The organism is Nonomuraea sp. CX421, assembly GCF_059358955.1.
Window position 1 is genome coordinate 337,209 of the sequence record NZ_JCADBK010000003.1, and the last position, 17,436, is coordinate 354,644.

Annotated in this window: 14 protein-coding genes; 7 read left to right on the plus strand and 7 right to left on the minus strand. The window is 71.5% G+C overall.

What is annotated here, in order from left to right; translation table 11 throughout:
* Positions 1 to 92: 92 nt before the first annotated feature.
* Complete coding sequence (locus AC5L3X_RS07495; RefSeq protein ID WP_494855941.1) at positions 93 to 1,766, minus strand: glycosyltransferase family 4 protein; 1,674 nt, start codon at positions 1,764 to 1,766, stop codon at positions 93 to 95.
* 56 nt (positions 1,767 to 1,822) lie between these two features.
* On the opposite strand from AC5L3X_RS07495, the gene wecB reads away from it, so the two are divergent.
* Together wecB and AC5L3X_RS07505 are read left to right on the plus strand one after the other, a co-directional pair.
* Positions 1,823 to 2,953 carry a non-hydrolyzing UDP-N-acetylglucosamine 2-epimerase gene (wecB, locus tag AC5L3X_RS07500; protein WP_494855942.1) on the plus strand — a complete coding sequence of 377 codons (1,131 nt, stop codon included), beginning with the start codon at positions 1,823 to 1,825 and terminating at the stop codon, positions 2,951 to 2,953.
* A 66-nt stretch (positions 2,954 to 3,019) separates the two neighbouring features.
* Positions 3,020 to 5,056, plus strand: a complete 2,037-nt coding sequence (locus AC5L3X_RS07505; RefSeq protein WP_189127906.1) for a glycosyltransferase family protein — start codon at positions 3,020 to 3,022, stop codon at positions 5,054 to 5,056.
* Positions 5,057 to 5,104: 48 nt separating this feature from the next.
* On the opposite strand, the gene AC5L3X_RS07510 is transcribed toward AC5L3X_RS07505, so the two are convergent.
* Entirely contained in the window at positions 5,105 to 5,776 is a 672-nt protein-coding gene (locus tag AC5L3X_RS07510; RefSeq protein ID WP_494855943.1) for a hypothetical protein, read from the minus strand.
* Positions 5,777 to 6,179: 403 nt separating this feature from the next.
* Here AC5L3X_RS07510 and AC5L3X_RS07515 point away from each other — a divergent pair, with 403 nt between their 5' ends.
* Positions 6,180 to 7,982, plus strand: a complete 1,803-nt coding sequence (locus AC5L3X_RS07515) for an NAD(P)-binding protein (RefSeq protein ID WP_494855944.1) — start codon at positions 6,180 to 6,182, stop codon at positions 7,980 to 7,982.
* A gap of 38 nt (positions 7,983 to 8,020) precedes the next feature.
* Here AC5L3X_RS07515 and AC5L3X_RS07520 read toward each other — a convergent pair whose 3' ends face one another.
* On the minus strand, positions 8,021 to 8,803 hold the full coding sequence (locus AC5L3X_RS07520) for an SDR family NAD(P)-dependent oxidoreductase (protein WP_494855945.1): 783 nt from the start codon (positions 8,801 to 8,803) through the stop codon (positions 8,021 to 8,023).
* Between the two features lie 198 nt (positions 8,804 to 9,001).
* Between AC5L3X_RS07520 and AC5L3X_RS07525 the strand changes: the two genes are divergently transcribed.
* The 4 genes from AC5L3X_RS07525 to AC5L3X_RS07540 are packed head-to-tail and all read left to right on the plus strand — an operon-like array spanning position 9,002 to position 12,393.
* On the plus strand, positions 9,002 to 11,077 hold the full coding sequence (locus AC5L3X_RS07525) for a sensor histidine kinase (RefSeq protein WP_494855947.1): 2,076 nt from the start codon (positions 9,002 to 9,004) through the stop codon (positions 11,075 to 11,077).
* Positions 11,074 to 11,481, plus strand: a complete 408-nt coding sequence (locus AC5L3X_RS07530) for a roadblock/LC7 domain-containing protein (RefSeq protein ID WP_494855948.1) — start codon at positions 11,074 to 11,076, stop codon at positions 11,479 to 11,481. Before AC5L3X_RS07525 ends, AC5L3X_RS07530 begins: the two co-directional genes overlap by 4 nt.
* Complete coding sequence (locus AC5L3X_RS07535; RefSeq protein ID WP_494856243.1) at positions 11,481 to 11,840, plus strand: DUF742 domain-containing protein; 360 nt, start codon at positions 11,481 to 11,483, stop codon at positions 11,838 to 11,840. The genes AC5L3X_RS07530 and AC5L3X_RS07535 overlap by 1 nt, the downstream gene beginning before the upstream one ends.
* Positions 11,821 to 12,393, plus strand: coding sequence for a GTP-binding protein (locus AC5L3X_RS07540; protein ID WP_189127900.1), 573 nt, complete (start codon positions 11,821 to 11,823; stop codon positions 12,391 to 12,393). Before AC5L3X_RS07535 ends, AC5L3X_RS07540 begins: the two co-directional genes overlap by 20 nt.
* Here AC5L3X_RS07540 and AC5L3X_RS07545 read toward each other — a convergent pair.
* From AC5L3X_RS07545 to xylB, 4 genes are all read right to left on the minus strand, one after another.
* Positions 12,390 to 12,767 (minus strand): DUF742 domain-containing protein, encoded by a 378-nt coding sequence (locus AC5L3X_RS07545; protein WP_189127899.1) that lies wholly within the window; start codon positions 12,765 to 12,767, stop codon positions 12,390 to 12,392. The genes AC5L3X_RS07540 and AC5L3X_RS07545 overlap by 4 nt on opposite strands.
* Entirely contained in the window at positions 12,764 to 15,112 is a 2,349-nt protein-coding gene (locus tag AC5L3X_RS07550; RefSeq protein WP_494855949.1) for a sensor histidine kinase, read from the minus strand. Before AC5L3X_RS07550 ends, AC5L3X_RS07545 begins: the two co-directional genes overlap by 4 nt.
* A gap of 56 nt (positions 15,113 to 15,168) precedes the next feature.
* The gene (locus tag AC5L3X_RS07555) at positions 15,169 to 15,843 is read right to left on the minus strand and encodes a DUF998 domain-containing protein (RefSeq protein ID WP_494855950.1); all 675 of its coding nucleotides are present in this window, start codon (positions 15,841 to 15,843) and stop codon (positions 15,169 to 15,171) included.
* 152 nt (positions 15,844 to 15,995) lie between these two features.
* Complete coding sequence (xylB, locus tag AC5L3X_RS07560; protein WP_494856245.1) at positions 15,996 to 17,414, minus strand: xylulokinase; 1,419 nt, start codon at positions 17,412 to 17,414, stop codon at positions 15,996 to 15,998.
* Between the last annotated feature and the right edge of the window lie 22 nt (positions 17,415 to 17,436).

Genomic DNA, 17,436 nt, shown 5'->3' on the forward strand with positions numbered 1-17,436 from the left:
ACAACACTTCATGGTGGCAAAGGTTATCTCAAGTCCACCTAGCTCACGCCTAATGCGACTGAACATGTCACAACAGACAGCCAAACGGGAGGTCATCGTTCGGCAAGGTCCCGGTAGAGGGATCGATAGGTTTCGGCTACGCGGCTCCACGTGCGCTTGGTCGCCACTTCAACCCGTCCGGCCTCGCCCATCTCAGCGCGCCGGGCAGGGTCCTCGCGCAGGCCCGCGATCGCCTTGGCGAGCGCGGCCGGATCGCCCGGCGGCACCAGCAGGCCGGCGCCGTCGGAGCCGACCAGCTCCGACAGCGCGGGCAGATCGCTGAGCACGACCGGCTTGCCCAGCGCCATCGCCTCGACCGGCTTCAGCGGCGTGACGAGCCGGCAGACGCGGAGATCCTCACGCGGGCAGACGAAGATGTCGATGGCCTCCTGGGCCTGCAGCGCCTCGTCGGGGCCGACCCGGCCCGGCAGGATGGCGGTCTTGAGCCCCAGGTCCTCGACGATGGCCAGCAGGTTGTCACGCTCGGTGCCGTCGCCCACAATGAGCACCCGCACCGGCGCGCCCTCGTCGCGCAGCAGCGCCGCCGCACGCAGCAGCGTCGCGAACCCCTCGTACGCCACGATGCTCGACACCGAGCCGACCACGATCTCGTCGGCGCCGATGCCCATGGCCGACCTGAACGACGCGCCGTCGTAGTGGGCGGTGAGCAGCGTGTCGTCGACCGCGTTGGGCGCCAGGAAGACGCGCTCCCTCGGCACGCCCCGCTCGACGATCTCGGTGGCCATCGTCTCGGCCAGCGTGACGACCGCGTCGGCCTCGCGCATCAGGAACGCCTCGCGCTCGCGCTGGAGCACGTGCCGCTCGCTGCCGACCCGGACCGGGTCGCGCGAGGCCCAGGTCTCCTCCAAAAAGCCGCGCACCTCGTAGACGAAGGGGGTGCCGGTGCGCTCGCGCACGGCGTGGGCCACGGAACCGTTGCGGTGGTCGGTGGCCGCGTGCAGGATCTGCGGCCGCAGCTCGGCGACGAGCCTGGTGACCGACTCGGCGCCCTTGACCATCCGGCCGCGCATCTCGAACGGCATCTCGCCGTGCCCGTCGGGCAGCAGCCGGTGGTAGGGCGTGCCGTCGATCTCCTCGTACGGCGTGGCGTCGGCGTGGCCCTGGAACATCGGCCAGCCCCAGCTGGTGACCACGTGCGGGTCGAGGCCGAGGGCCCGCTGGGCGGTGACGATGCGGTGGGTCCTGACGGTGTAGCCCGCCTGGGTGTAGGGCAGGGCGTTGGTCACGCAGTGGAGCACCCGGCCCTCGACCCGCTCGCCGACGGCCACCTTGGGGCCGGGCGGGATGGGGTCGGGGCTGATCGCGGCCAGCTCACCGCGGTAGTAGGCGGCCCGGCGCTTGACGAAGGGGTACTTGGCGTGGGCGTCGAGCACCTCGGCCGCCTGGCTGACCCGCCCGGCGTCCCAGTGCTCCTTGGCCTCGTTCCACGGCGCCTTGATCACGCGCATGCCGAGCCTGCGGACGGCCAGTCTGGCCCGGCGGGCGGCCGGCCAGGCGACCCGGCCGACGATCGGCCGGAGCCGGGGCGGAAGGGTGTCGGCGGCGGCCTGCGCGACCCGCACCGGGTCGGATTTCACCTTGGTGAAGACCACCCGGGAGACGATGATCGGGTGCTGGACGAAGCCCTTCAGAAGCCCACTGACACCGGCACGCGCGGACTTGGCGGAAACCTTGGGGGAGTCTGGACGACTGGCGTCGGATGCCACGCGGTGACCGTACCATAGGCAGCGTTTTTTCCCTTCCGCTCCGAAAGGCGAGGTCAATGAGGGAGAACCCCCTGGTCCTGCACGTGCTGGGAGCGCGTCCCAACTTCGTGAAAGCGGCCCCGGTGGTGCGGGCCCTCGGCGAGCTGGGCGTGCGGCAGGGCATCGTCCACACCGGTCAGCACTACGACGCGCTGATGTCCGATGTGTTCTTCGCGGACCTCGGCCTGCCCGAGCCCGTGGCCAATCTGGGGGTCGGCTCCGGCACCCACGCCAAGCAGACCGCGGCCCTGCTGGTCGGCCTGGAGGAGATCGTCCTCGGGCAGGACCCCGACCTGGTCGTGGTCTACGGCGACGTCAACTCCACGCTGGCGGCCATCCTCGTCTGCGCCAAGCTGGGCGTCCGCACGGCGCACGTGGAGGCGGGGCTGCGCTCGTTCGACCGGGGCATGCCCGAGGAGGTCAACAGGATCGTCACCGACTCGCTGTCCGACCTGCTCTTCGCCACCTCCCCCGACGCCCTGTCGCACCTGGCGGCCGAGGGCGTGCCGGCCGCCAAGGTGCACCTGGTCGGCAACCCCATGATCGACAGCCTGTTCTCGGCGCTGCCGTCGCTGGACCCGGCGCCGGTGGTGGCGCGGCTCGGCCTCCCGGACCGGTATGCCGTGGCGACGCTGCACCGGCCGGCCAACGTGGACACCCCGGAGGCCGCGCGCGAGCTGGTCTCGTCGGTGCTGGAGGTCGCGCGGCAGATCCCGGTCGTGGTGCCGATCCATCCCCGTGGGCGCACCCGGCTGGCGGAGGCCGGGCTGGTCGACGGGCCTTCGGTCAGGGTCGTGGACCCGCTCGGCTACGTGGACTTCCTGTCGCTGGTGCGCGGGGCCGCGCTGGTCGTGACCGACTCGGGCGGCGTCCAGGAGGAGACGACCATGCTGGGTGTGCCGTGCCTGACGGTCCGGCCCAACACCGAGCGGCCGATCACGATCACACACGGGACCAACCGCCTGGTCACGCCCGCCCTGCTGCCCGCCGCCGCGGAGAAGGCGCTGGCCGACGGGGCCTCGACGCCGTCCGGGGAGCTGCCGCCGCTCTGGGACGGGGCCGCCGGTCCGCGCATCGCCCGGGTGATCTCGGCCTGGCTCAAAGGGGACAACCTCTCGCCGGCCGCCCAGGGCACGCGTTCCGAATAGCCCCCCATTCCGTACGGGTTACGCCGTACCATGACATATCTCCGCGAGCGATAGGCGAGCATCCTCATGGCCGAAACCCCCGAAGAGCCCACGTACCAGCGGCTCGGCCCCGTCAACTGGCTGCCTGAGGAGCGCAAGCTCGTCGAGAGGTACGAGGCGGAGATCAGGGAGCTGCGCCGGCGTCTGGAGATCTCCGAGGCGCGGGCCGCCTACGCGTCCTGGAAGCTGGAGGCCACCCAGGCCAAGCGGACGTTCAAGCTCGGCGAGGCGATCGGCTCCAAGAAGCCCGGCAAGGTGCTGGAGGCGGTCCGCTCCAAGGACAGGGCGCCCAAGCCGCCCGTCCCGGTCAGCGAGGCGGTCGAGGTGGCCAATCACCGGCCGCCGCCGGTCGAGGTGCCCGCGGTGAAGTGGCCGGCCGGCCCGGTGAACCGGCCCGGCCTGCGCGTCGCGGTGATCCTGGACGACTTCTCCCGGATGGCGTTCCGGTACGAGTGGGACCAGATCGAGTTCGGGCTCAAGGACTGGCCGGAGATCTTCGCCGACAAGCGGCCCGACCTGCTGTTCTGCGAGTCGGCCTGGCACGGCAACCAGGGTCGCTGGCGCTACCAGATGACCGGCACCAACGCGCCCAAGGAGCCGCTGCGCGACCTGGTGGCCTGGTGCCGGGCAGAGGGCATCCCGACGGTCTTCTGGAACAAGGAGGACCCGCCCAACTTCGACTTCTTCATCGACACGGCCAAGCTGTTCGACTACGTGTTCACCTGTGACGGTGACATGGTGCCGAAATATCGGGAAATATTGGGTCACGACCGGGTGGACGTGCTGCAGTTCGCCGCCCAGCCCCGCGTGCACAACCCGATTCAGCAGAAGCAGGGCCGGCTGCACGACGTGGTCTTCGCCGGGATGTACTTCCGCGACAAGCACCCCGAGCGGCGCGAGCAGATGGAGGTCGTCCTCGACCCGGTGCGCGAGCTGGGCCTGCACATCTTCGCCCGCAACGGCGAGGTCGACGAGAAGTACGGCTGGCCCGAGAAGTACCGCCCGCACATCGTGGGCGAGCTGCCCTACGACCAGATGCTCGCCGCCTACCGGATGTACAAGGTCTTCCTCAACGTCAACTCGGTGCTCGACTCGCCCACCATGTGCGCGCGCCGCGTCTTCGAGCTGTCGGCCTGCTCCACCCCGGTCGTCTCGGGCTGGTCGCGGGCGATCGAGGAGACGTTCGGCGACCTGGTGCCCATCGCCCGGGAGCCGGTCGAGTCGTACAACCAGGTGCTGCACCTGATCAACAGCCCCGAGCTGCGGGCCCGGATGGGCCACCTGGCCATGCGCGAGGTGTTCGACAAGCACCTGTTCTCGCACCGGGTGGACCAGATCCTCCAGCTGCTCGGCCGGCCGGCGCCGGCACGGTCGCGGTCGATCTCGGTGGTGCTGCCGACCAACCGCGCCTCCCACATCGAGCACGCGATCTCCTCGGTGGCCAAGCAGATCCACCGGCCGCTGCAACTCGTCATGGTGCTGCACGGGCTCGACATCGACCCCGTCGTGGTGGCCGACAAGGCCCGCATGGCGGGCATCTCCGACGTCGTGGTGCTGCCCGCCGCCGCCGAGCTGTCGCTGGGCGCCTGCATGAACCTCGGCATCGCCGCCGCCGAGGGCGAGCTGATCGCCAAGATGGACGACGACAACCTGTACGGCGAGCACTACCTGTCGGACCTGGCCCGGGCCTTCGACTACACGGACGCGGAGCTGGTCGGCAAGGGCGCGCACTACGCCTACTTCGAGGGCCGCAACACCACGATGCTCCGCCTGCCCGGGCTGGAGCACCGCTACTCCTTCCTCGTCCAGGGCGGCACGTTCCTCGGCAAGGCCGAGATGTTCCGGTCCTACGGCTTCCCCGACCTCACCCGTGGCGAGGACACCCATCTCGTGCGCAGGCTGAAGGAGGACAGCGTCAAGATCTACTCGGCCGACCGCTTCAACTTCGTCTACTGGCGCGGCGCCGACGCGAGCATGCACACCTGGCAGGCCGACCACATCAAGCTGACCAGGAACGCGCAGTTCTCCTTCGTCGGCCGGCCCGACGACCACGTGCTGATCTGACGGCCTCAGGCCGCCGGCCCTCCTGACGGCCTCGACCTGGCCTGACGGCTATCGGCTGATCTTGGCGAGCTGACGGTCGGCCACCTGGGCGAGCTGGAACAGGCCCCCCGACTTCACCTTCCGGCCCACGACGAGCAGGCTCAGGATCACGTTGCCCCGCCTGATCACCACCGACCCGACCTGGGCGTTCTGGCCGCCGCCCACGGCCGTGGTGAGGTAGGCGCGCGACTCGTCGCCCTGCCTGGGCATGGTCAGCTGCCGCGTGCCGTAGGTCACCCGGGTGCCCTCCACGTCGGCGGCGTAGTCGGCGCACTGCGCGGGCAGTGCCGGCGGGAAGACCGGCGAGGGCATCGCGACCAGCGCCTGGGTGATCGATCCCCGGTCGGAGGCGTAGGCGACGACGGCGGCCGGGGCGTTGGCGAGGGCCGGCTCGCCGGCGTCGAGCTGAGCGGCACCGGCGCACTCGGGCCGGGCCAGGCTGACCTGGCGCGCGGCCGCCAGCCCCTTCTTCGTCGACTCAAGCGACCCGAACGCCCCCGTCTCGGGGCCGTGGACGACGCGCATGCCCTGGGGTGCCGGCAGCAGCGCCAGGCGGAGCCGGCCCGCGTCGACGGGAGGCGCCGAGGAAGCAACCGAGGTGGCGGGCGTCGTGGGCGCCGAGGGCGTGGCGTCGGCGACGGGCTCGGCCGCCCTCCCCGCCGAGCAGCCCGCGATCACCACGGCGCCCAGACATATGCCGGAAAGAGCCTTGAAAATGAATTTCGGATTTCGCGCTATCAGCATATGGATAAACGCTAGAGGAGCCGCGCGGCGGGCATCCGACTAACGTCGCTATTCGCGGGATTCAGCGGTTCTACGGGGGCTCTCGGCTTCTGCCCCATTCGACGGCACACTGTTCGCGAGAGCCATGACGCCACCCCTGACTGGGATCATGACCTCACCGACCAGGCCAAAGCTGATCTTGCCGGTGACACGGCCCTGCTCGCCGACCACTCGGACTCCCCCGCCGCAATGTTCCGAACGTTCCTCCAAACGGGCAAAGGCCGTAATAGGTCACGTAAAAAGTTCTCGAAAGGGTGCGCGGCGTAGTGCCGCATTTGCTCCAGGTCGCGAAGCTCGTGGTATGAGCGACATCAACCCGCGTGAGGCGCGCGATCTCGGGATGAGCCGGACGATTTCGCGCCGCGACTTCTTCGACGGCGTCGCCATGACCGTCGGGGTCGCCACGCTGGGCTCGCTCACCGGCTGCTCCGGCGACGGACCGCCGGGCGGCGCCGGGGCCGTCCAGCCGGGGGTGCGGGGTGACACCGCCGCCGCGCTGAGCGTGCCGCACGCGCTCCGCGACGACCGCTTCTGGCAGCACGCGGGCGCCCCCGAGCCCACCGGCGAGACCTATGACCTGGTGGTGGTCGGCGGCGGCGTGAGCGGGGTGAGCGCGGCCCACGAGTGGCTGCGCCGCGACCCGGCCGCCCGCGTCCTCATCCTGGACAACCACGACGAACTCAGCGAGGAGCCGCAACTCGGCTCGGTCTCGGTGTGGACCCCCGAGGGCAGGGACTTGCTGGACCGGCTGGACATCGCGGTGCGGGAGCCGGACGGCCGGCACTACCCCGCCCTCGGCATGTACGACAGCGTGCTGTGCGACCGGGAGACCTACCCGGTGGAGCGGCTGGTCTGTTTCACCCCGGAGATCGAGGCCGAGCAGTGGGTGGGCCGGCTGCCGATCGCCGACCGGGCCCGGAGGGACCTGCTCGCGCTCTACCGTGACCCGGTCGACTGGTTCCCCGGGCTGTCGCGGGAGCGGAAGCAGGAACGGCTGGCGGGCCTCACCTACTCCGCCTTCCTGCTCGACGTCTGCGGGACGCACCCCGACGTCGAGCGGTTCTGCCGGACCATGCCGAACGCCGACTGGGCCTACGACGCGCGGGCGTTCGGCGCGATCGACGCCTGGGGCCGCGCGGACGGCTGGGAGTTTCCCGGGTTCCGGGGCCTGCACCTGGACCGTGACAAGCCGTCCAGGTTCAACTCTCCCACGGTGCAGAAGGAGTGGGGCGAACCGCGCGCCCACTGCCTCCCGCAACGCGGCCGGACGCTGGTGCGGACGATGCTGGCCCGGATGATCCCCGGCTTCACCGGCTCCCGCGACCACGAACCGGCCGACCGGCGGCTGCTGGACCTGCCCGCCAACCCGGTCCGGTTCCGGCTGTCGAGCCCGGTCGTCTCGGTGCGTCACGACGGCCCGCCGGACACCGCGTCGTCGGTCACCGTCGGCTACTTCGACGGTCACGCGGTCAGGACCCTCGGCGCGGGCTCGGTGATCATGGCCTGCTGGCACACGGTCATCCCCCACCTGGTCCCGGAGCTGCCGGACGACCAGAGGCGGGCGCTGCGCGAGGCGGTCAAGCAGCCGCTGCTCCAGGCGACCGTACGGCTCCGCGACGGGGAGGCGTGGCGGCGCGTCGGCGTCCACCGCACCCGCTGGACGGGCGCCTACTGGTGCCTGTCGGAGCTCGACGGGAGGGCCGACCCCGCCGGCCCGGTCACCGCGCGCCTGGTCGCGACGCCGTGCCGGTCGGAGCTCGGCCCCGCCGAGGGCGCGGTCGCGGGACGGCACGCGCTGCTCAGGACGCCGTACGACCACCTGGAATACACCGTCAGGGACCAGCTCACCCGGCTGCTCGGACCCGGCGGCTTCGACCCGGCCACCGACATCGAGGCCATCACGATCGACCGGTGGGGCCACGCTCAGGCGCCTGAGTACTGCCGGCCGTGGCACGCCTTCTATCCCGACGGCCCGTTCCCGGCGGACCTGGCCCGCCGGCCCTTCGGCAGGATCGCCATCGCGGGCTCCGACGCGATCCCGGCGGCGAGCGCCGACGCGGCCATCACCGCGGCCTGCCGCGCCGTCACGGAGCTGTCGACGTGAGCGCCCCCAGGCTGTGGCGGTGCGCGGCGGCGCGTTGGTCAGCCGGCCAGCGCGGCCAGGCTGGTCTGCCAGAGCCGCTCTGCCAGCTCCGGATCCGACATCGAGGACACCCGTTCGAATCTCCCGCCGGAGTAGTAGCCGCCCGCGCGCTCGACGCCGTCGGGGTGGGTGGCCAGGTGCACCAGCGGGCGCGCCCCGTGCTCGGGCGGCTTGGCGAAGCCCGGCAGCGCCAGGGCCAACCGCATGAGCCGCGCGTCGCCGGCGAACCCGGTGCGGATCACGCCCGGGTGGAAGCAGGTCGCGGCCACCCCGCGGGCGGCCAGCGCGACGGTGAACAGGGCGTTGGCCTGCTTGGTGTCGCCGTACTGCAGCCAGCCGTTCCACCGGCGGTGTTCGCGCGACAGGTCATCGGGATCGATCCGGCCGCTCTGCCCGGCTCGCGAGGAGGTGGTGACCACCCGGTCCACCCGATCAGCCAGGGTATGGGTCAGCAGAAGCGGCGCGAGATGGTTGACCTGAACCATCAGTTCGTGCCCGTCCTGGGTCATCCGCCGGTCCGGGCTCATCACTCCCGCGTTGTTGGCGAGCACGTCGATGCGCTCGTACCGCTCGCGCAGCAGGGCGGCCAACCGGCGCACGTCGTCCAGCGAGCTGAAGTCGCAGGTCACCACGTCGCCCTCAGGTCCGGTGAGCGTGTCCGCCACGGCGTTCAGCCGGCTCTGGTCGCGCCCGACGAGGACGACCCGGTGTCCACGCCGCGAAAGCTCCTCCGCCGCGGCGGCACCGATGCCAGCACTTGCCCCAGTTATCACGCTAATCATCGTGTTCCTCCCACTGCGCCGGAACCCTATTCGGTGCTAGTCTCCTGTGCGATCTTCCGGAGGCGTATTTACACGAAACGTGGAAATATCCCTCGACTCCGAGGTTGGGACATGGGCTCGCAAAACCGGTCAATTCGGTTCAAGATCTTCTTATTACTCCTGTTACCCCTCCTGTCTCTGAGCGCGCTCTGGGGATTCGTGCTCAACCTCACCGTGGGCGACGGGCTGAGCCTGCTCCGGTCCAACACCGTCTACCAGACGGTCGGCGTCACCTCCACCGAGCTGGGACTTCAGCTCCAGGCCGAGCGGGCCCGGTCCGTCGTGGCCGTCACCACCCGTGATCTCACGGAAGATCTCGGCGAGCAGCGCGCGCGGACCGACACGTCCGTCACCGGCTTCCGGCGGGCCGCCGCCGAAGCCGGCGACGCGATCGACGACGAGCTGCGCGGCCGGCTCGGCACCCTCGACCGCGAGCTCGACCGCCTCACCGCCATCCGGGCCGACATCGACACCGGCCTCAGCTCCCGGCTGAACGCGCTGAACGCGTACAACCGCGTGCTCGACGCCCTCTTCCGCCTCTACGACCACCTGGCCCCCGTGCCCGACCTGGCGCTCTTCCAGCAGGCCTCGTCGCTGCAGACCATGGGCAACGCCCGGGAGGTCATCGCCAGGGAGCAGGCGCTCATCGGCGGCGCGCTCATCGACGGGCGGCTCACCCCGGACGAGGCCACCGCGTTCACCGAGTACGCCGCCACCCGCGGGTTCATGCACGCGCGCGGCCAGGCGGCACTCGACGTGGAGCTCCGCCGGCCGTACGAGCAGGTGTTCGCCGGCCCGGCCTTCCGGGACTTCACCCTGATGGAGGCGCGGATCGTCACCACCGGGGCGCCGCCGCCCGACGCCACCGCCTGGAACGCGACCGTCAGCCAGGTCATGGCCCAGCTCGACCGGGTCGGCGCCTCCTCCTCCCAGGTGGTCGCCGCCCGCGCCGCCGAGGCCGCCACCGCGACCCTCGTCCGGATCGGCGTCGCCGGCTGCCTCGGGCTCGCCGCCGTGCTCGCCTCGATCGTCATCTCGGTACGCTTCGGCCGCCGGCTGTCCGCCGAGCTGGCCGAGCTGCGCTCGTCCGCGCTGGAGCTGTCCGAGAAGCGGCTCCCCGGCATCGTCGAACGGCTGCGCCGGGGCGAGGACGTCGACGTCGAGAAGGAGGCCAAGCCGCTCAAGGTCAGCGGGTCGGCCGAGATCACCGACGTGGCCAGGGCCTTCGGCTCCGTGCAGCGCACCGCCGTACGGGCCGCCGTGGGTCAGGCCGCGCTGCGGCGCGGAGTCGGCCAGGTCTTCCTCAACCTCGCCCGGCGCAAGCAGGGGCTGCTGCACCGGCAGCTGGGACTGCTCGACAGCATGCAGCGCCGCACGCACGACCCCGACCGGCTGGAGGAGCTCTTCCGCCTCGACCACCTGACCACCCGCATGCGACGGCACGCCGAGAGCCTGATCATCCTGTCCGGCGCCGCCCCCGGCCGCGCCTGGCGCAACCCGGTGCCGGTGCTCGACATCGTCCGGGCCGCGGTCGCCGAGGTCGAGGACTACACCCGCGTCGCCGTCGAGACCATGCCCGCCGGCGCCATCGACGGCGAGGTCGCGGCAGACCTGACCCATCTGGTCGCCGAGCTGATCGAGAACGCCACCATCTACTCGCCGCCCAACACCCAGGTCCAGGTCCGAGGCGACCTGGTGAGCAACGGCTACGCGATCGAGGTCGAGGACCGAGGGCTCGGGCTGTCGGAGGCGGAGTACGGGGCGTTCAACAAGTTGCTGGCCGACCCGCCCGAGTTCGACCTGGCCGACAGCGACCGGCTCGGCCTGTTCGTGGTGGCCAGACTGGCCGAGCGGCACGGCATCAAAGTGCTGCTGCGGCGCTCCCCGTTCGGCGGCACCACCGCGATCGCGCTGGTGCCGCGCACTCTGGTCAACAGCCAGCCGGCGCTGCCGCCCGCCGTCAAGGAGCCGTCGTCCACGACACGCGGGCGCACGCTGCCCAGCCGTACGAGGAAGAAGGCCCTGGCCGTGGTGAGCGGCGGCACCCACGCCGGCCTGCCCACCCGGGTCCGGCAGGCGAGTCTCGCACCCCAGCTCCAGGCGAAGCCACCACCCGAGCCGGAGCCCGAGCGAAAACCCGAACGCTCTCCCGACGAGATACGCGATCTGTTCTCCGCGTTCCAACGGGGAACCCAGCGCGCACAAGAAGAAGCAACCGAAAAGGGGGAGGCATGAGCGTGCCGACGACCAATACCGGCGAACTGAACTGGCTACTCGACGACCTGACGACCAGGGTCGCGGCGGTGCGCCAGGCGGTCATCCTGTCCACCGACGGCCTCGCGGTCGGCTACTCCAAGGGGCTGACCCGCGAGGACGCCGAACACCTGTCGGCCGTGGCCGCCGGGTTCCAGAGCCTGGCCCGTGGCACGGGACGCCACTTCGGCGGCGGCGACGTCCGCCAGACCATCGTCGAGATGGAGTCGGCGTTCCTCTTCGTCACCGCGGCCGGACAGGGCACCTGCCTGGCCGTGCTCGCCGACGCGAACGTGGACGTCGGCCACATCGCCTACGAGATGGCGATGCTCGTCAAGCGGGTCGGCCAGCACATCTCGACCAATCCACGGACGACCGCGCCATGATGGAGCCGGCGCAATGGCTGGATGAGGACGCGGGGCCGATCGTCCGGCCCTATGCTCTCATCCGCGGCCGTACGAGGTCCTCGGGGGAGATGCTCGATCTCATCGCGACCGTGAGCGCCATCGGTGACCCGCCGGACGGCCTCGGACCTGAGCAGCAGCTCATCCTGCGGGTGGCGTGTGAGCCGATCACGGTGGCCGACCTGGCCGTCGAGCTCGACCTGCCCATCGGAGTGGTCCGGGTGCTGCTCGGCGACCTGCTCGACGGCGGTCTCATCTCGGTGAAGTCCCCCTCAGCGGCCCGGCCGCGTGCGAACGAGGGCATTCTCAAGGAAGTGATCAATGGACTCCGGGCTCTCTGAGGACCCCGTCGCGCTGAAGATCCTCATCGCCGGCGGCTTCGGCGTGGGCAAGACCACTCTGGTGGGGTCGATCAGCGAGATCAAGCCGCTGCGCACCGAAGAGGTGCTCTCCGACCGAGGCATCGGTGTGGACGACCTCGACGGCGTGGAGGCCAAGACGACCACGACGGTCGCGATGGACTTCGGCCGCATCACGATCCGCGAGGGCCTGGTCGTCTACCTGTTCGGCACTCCGGGGCAGGAGCGCTTCTGGTTCATGTGGGACGAGCTGTCCTACGGCGCGCTCGGCGCGGTCGTGATCGCCGACACCCGGCGGCTGACCGACTGCTTCCCCTCGGTCGACTACTTCGAGCAGCGCGGCACCCCCTTCGTGGTGGCCGTCAACTGCTTCGACGGCGCCGACCAGCACAGCGTCGACGACGTGCGGATCGCGCTCGACCTCGACACCGACGTGCCCGTGCTGCTGTGCGACGTGCGGCGGCGGACCTCGGCCAAGGAGGTCATGGTGACGCTGGTCGAACACTCCCTGCGCACCCTGACCGCGGCCGGCTAGAGCGCCTTGAGGCCGTTGATCACCTCGCGGAGGAGGCTCTCCGTGGCCACGCCGGCCTTGGCGTGCGGCGGCCGTACCGTGACCAGCCCGTAGTCGAGCAGGTCGCCGAGCAGCACCCTGATCACTCCCACCGGGAGGTTCATCTCGGCGGCCACCTCGACCACGGGCCTCGACTGCCCCGAGACCGAGCCGATCAGGCGCCGGTGCTGCGCGCTCAGCTCGGCCTTGGACGGCATCGGCTCGGTCGTCGCCGAGATGTGCGAGAGCAGGTCGATCGCCGGCGAGGAGGGCCGGGTGCGGCCGCGGGCGACCGCGTACGGCCGCACGACCGGACCGGCCTCCTCGTCGACCCATTCGTCGGGCTCGCGGCTCACGATAGAGATCCCCCATCCTGATCGCTCTCCTGGCGCCCCCGCTGCCAGCCTGACTGCAGTGAGGAGAGCAGTGCCCTGGTCTCCTCGGGTGAGCGCTCCCGCACGGGCTCCACGAGCTCCGCGAGCTCCGCGTGCTCGCGGAGGTCGGTGGGCTGCGGCTGCCTGAGTTGCTCGGGCAGGTTGGCCTGCCGGGTACGGCGGGGCAGCCCCGACTCGGAACCCGTCTGGGAGCCGCGCTTGGAGACGCGGACCCGGCGCGGCAGACCGCCCGCCGGCGGCGGATTCTGGGCCGACGGGTTCGGCACCTGCTGGTTCTGGCCCCGTTGGTTCAGACCCGGCTGACTCAGACCCGGCCGGCCCTGGCCCGGCTGGTTCAGGCCCGGCTGGTTCAGGCCCGGCTGGTTCAGGCCCGGTTGGTCGTCACGCACGACCGACACGGACACCGACTCCAGCTCGGGCAGCTCGATCGGCGGCGGCAGCGCCTCGACCAGCGCCCCCGGCACCAGCACGATCGCGGTCGTCCCGCCGTACGGCGACGGTTTGAGCGTCACGACGATGCCGTGCTTGGCCGCCAGCATGCCGACCACCGCGAACCCCAGCCGCTCGGTCTGCGACGCGTCGAAGTCGGGCGGGCTGGCCAGCCGCTCGTTGATGGCCTGACGCATCTCGGGCGGCAGGCCGAGACCGCGGTCCTCGATCTCCACCGCGAAGCCCCTGCCGACGAGCTCGCCGCGCACCGACACCTCGTTGCCGGGCGAGGAGAACGAGGTGGCGTTCTCGATCAGCTCGGCGAACAGGTGCATCAGGTCGGCCACGGCGGCGCCGGACACGCCGCACTCGGGCATCGGGTAGACGCGGACCCGGGTGTACTCCTCGACCTGGGCGGCGGCGCCGTTCAGCACGTCCTCGACCGGGATGGTGCCGCGCCAGCGGCGCCCCGCCGCGCCGCCGGACAGCAGCACCAGGCCCTCGGCGTGGCGGCGCATACGGGTGGTCAGATGGTCGAGCTTGAACAGCCGCTCCAGCGCCTCCGGCTCCTCGGTGTCGCGCTGCATCTCGTCCAGGAGTCTGAGCTGGCGTTGCAGCAGCGACTGGCTCCGCCTGGCCAGGTTGCGCAGTGCCTCCGACACGCCCTGCCGCAGCCTGGCCTGCTCGACCGCCGCGTCCACGGCGGTGCGCTGGACGCTGCCGAACGCGGCGGCCAGGTCGGCGACCTCGCTGGTGGCTCCTCGGGACACCTCGATGGGCGGCGCCTCGGTCTCGACGTCGACGTTCTCGCCCTTGCGCAGCTTGGTCACGACGCCGGGCAGCCGGACCTCGGCCAGGTCGAGCGCGGAGCGCCGCAGGCCGGTCAGCTCACCGGTGACGCGCCTGCCCACCCGGATGGACATGACGACCGAGAAGACGACCGCCAGCAGGCCGAGCACGCCGGCGATGCCCGCCCGCAGGAGGATGGCGATCCCGGCCGGCTCCATCTTGGCGAGCAGGCGGTCGCCGCCGTCCCAGATGACCCGGGTGTAGTCCTTCATCACGGGGTCGGCCGTGCCGCGCCAGAGCTGCATGTCGACGGGCTTGCCGGAGATGGCCGACTCCAGGGCCCGTTCCATCGTGTTGTAGCGGGAGGTGGCGGCGAGCCGTTCGAACGGAGCCCGCAGGTCGGCGTCGAGGTTGGCCATGGCCTGCGGCCACAGGTGGGTCCGGGCGCCGTCGATGCCGGCGAGCTGGTGCACGTCGTGCATGGTCGGCCGGCCGTTCGCCGCGACGATCAGCGCGTGCTCGCGGCTCAGCAGCTCGCGCACCCCGTCGGCGGCGATCAGGCCCTGACTCTGCCGGGCCAGCTCGACGTCGCTGCTGACCGTGATCGTGGAGTAGAGCCGGTGCACGGCGTCGGGAATCGTCGCGTACTCGGTGATCAGGGTGCCCGGGGTGAGCCGGCCCGTGTCGACCAGCCGCCTGATCTCCGGCAGCCGATCGATCGCGGCCAGCGCCTCCTTCAACCGGCCCTTCATCTCCGCCGTGAGGGCGTCCTGGACCTCCTCCGACAACGCCGACTTGGCCAGCCTCTGCCTGCTGCGGTCCGCGGCGGCCCGGCTCTCGGCCAGCGCGGCCCCGTCGGAGGCGGTGCCCGCGATCCGTTCGGCCGAGGCCAGGCGCTCCACCTGCAGATGGGAGACCAGCCCGTCGGCGTCGTCGATCACGCCGTTCCAGATGGTCTGCACCTTGAGCAGGTTCAGCGCCTCACCGGAGGTGGTGGCGGCGGCGAAGCCCCACAGGACGATCAGGGATACCAGGGGGACGACGAGCAGCGTCGAGATCTTGGATCTGATGGATCTGCCCGATGCCATGACACCTGCTCCCGGATAGAAGATCGCCGGAGAGAATAGCACCGATACGGGCAGCCTTAAGATCTACTAGCTAGAAATCTGTGATATGTCGTGAAATTCACGGCCTTACCGACAGACCGTATCCACCACAGACGCACCAGCCACGCCGCCAGCACGGCCAGCAACGCCACCTCGGCCCCCAGCAGCAACCGCTCGACGAGCCCGATGAGCACCCGGTCGCCCGGCAGCGCCACGTACGTGATCGCCAGCACGCCCAGCCCGCCGGCCAGCGCCAGCCACTCCACCACCCTGGCCACCGGCTTCCAGTCGGGGTCGGCGGCCAGCCTCGGCACCAGCAGGGCCGCCGCCACCGGCAGACTCACGAACGCCGCGACGGAAACGTACCGGTGGACCTGCGCGGTGAGGGTCAGGTCCGCCCCGATCGGCGTGGTCGGGACGACCGCGGCGACGACCAGCGCCCCCGACCACACCGCCAACAGCCGCTCCGGCACCCCGCGGACCGGCGCCCCCGCCGCCCGCAATCCGCCCAGCAACGCCAGCGACCCGAGCCCCAGCACCGCGATCGCGACCTCGGTGACGCCCCCGCGGTCGGCCACGGCGTATTCACTCACGGTCACGTTCATCGGATCGAGATAGGGGTCCGGCACCAGCTGCCCGACCACGATCGCGCCCACGGAGAACACGATCGCGACACAGGCGACAAGCGGATAGAGCCTTTTTACTGCGGTCATAGCCGCATTCTGGAGCTTTCGCGGCCCTGATCCATCAGGCTCCGCCCCTGACCCCACCCTGAGATGACCACTAGGGCTTTCACCCTCCCTTTAAAGATCATTTCCTTTCACGGCACCGCCAAAGGAGGTGACGGCGATCCCCGGCCGGACGGTCAGTGCGGCTGGTGCAGGATGTGGGGGCGAGCGGCGGCGTAGCGGTCGCGGATGGCGGGCTCGGCCGCGGCCTCGTAGCGCGCCGGCTGGTCGGTGGACCAGTGGACGTCCTCGTCGAGCAGCCGGGCGGCCTGGTAGGCGGCGCCGTCGGCGACGTACTCGCCCGGCGCGGGCGCCAGGACCGGCCGGCCGAAGATGGTGGGGGCGATGCGGCGGACCGCCTCCGAGCGGGCGCCGCCCCCGATCAGCAGGATCCGCTCGGGCGTCAGGCCGAGCGCGTCGAGCGCGTCGGCGAGGCCGCACAGCAGGCCCTCGATCGAGGCCCGGGCCAGGTGGACGGGGGTGGCGGTGGCGAGGGTGAGGCCGTGGATCGAACCGGTGGCGGTCGGCAGGTTGGGGGTGCGCTCGCCCTCCAGGTAAGGCACCAGCGTGAGCCCGCCGGCCCCCGGCGGAGCCTGGAGCGCCAGCTCGCCGAGCCGGTCGAGCTCGACCCCGGTGAGCCGGGCGGCCGCGTCCATGACGCGGGCCGCGTTGAGCGTGCACACCAGGGGCAGGAAGCGCCCGGTGGCGTCGGCGAACCCGGCCACCGCGCCGCTCGGGTCGGCGCTCGGCACGTCGGACACCGCGAACACGGTGCCGGAGGTGCCGATCGACACGACGACGTCGCCGGGCCGCGCGCCCACGCCGAGCGCGGCGGCCATGTTGTCTCCGGTGCCGGGCGCGAGTCGGAGAGAGCTCTCCGGCGCGGCCTCCGCCAGCGGACCCAGCACCCGGGGCAGCAGCGGGACCGAGCCGAAGGCGGCCTTCAGCAGGTCGAGGCGGTAGTCGCCGGTGGCCGGAGACCAGTAGCCGGTGCCCGAGGCGTCGCCCCGGTCGGTGGTCAGCCGGTCGAGGGCGGGCGGCGGCGCGGCGGCCCAGGCCGCCCGGGGCAGGCCGAGCGCGCCCGCCAGCCGCCAGGTGAGCCAGTCGTGCGGCAGGCACACCGCCGCGGTGCGGCGCGCGTGCTCGGGCTCGTGCTCGGCCAGCCAGCGCAGCTTGGCCACCGTGAAGGACGCCACCGGCACGCTGCCGACCGCGTCGGCCCACGCCACCGGGCCGCCCAGCTCGGCGACCAGCGCGGCGGCGGCCGCGGCGGAGCGGGTGTCGTTCCACAGCAGCGCGTCGCGCACGACGTCGCCCGACTCGTCGAGGCAGACCATGCCGTGCTGCTGCCCGGCCACGCTGATCGCGGCGACGTCGTCGAGCCCGCCCGCCTCGTCGACGGCCCGCAGCAACGCGGCCCACCAGTGGGACGGGTGGACTTCGGTGCCGTCGGGATGGGCGGCCCGGCCCTGGCGCACCAGCCGGCCGGAGGCGGCGTCACGGATGACGACCTTGCAACTCTGCGTCGACGAGTCGACTCCCGCGACCAGAGTCACGCGCACCTGCCGGACAGAACAC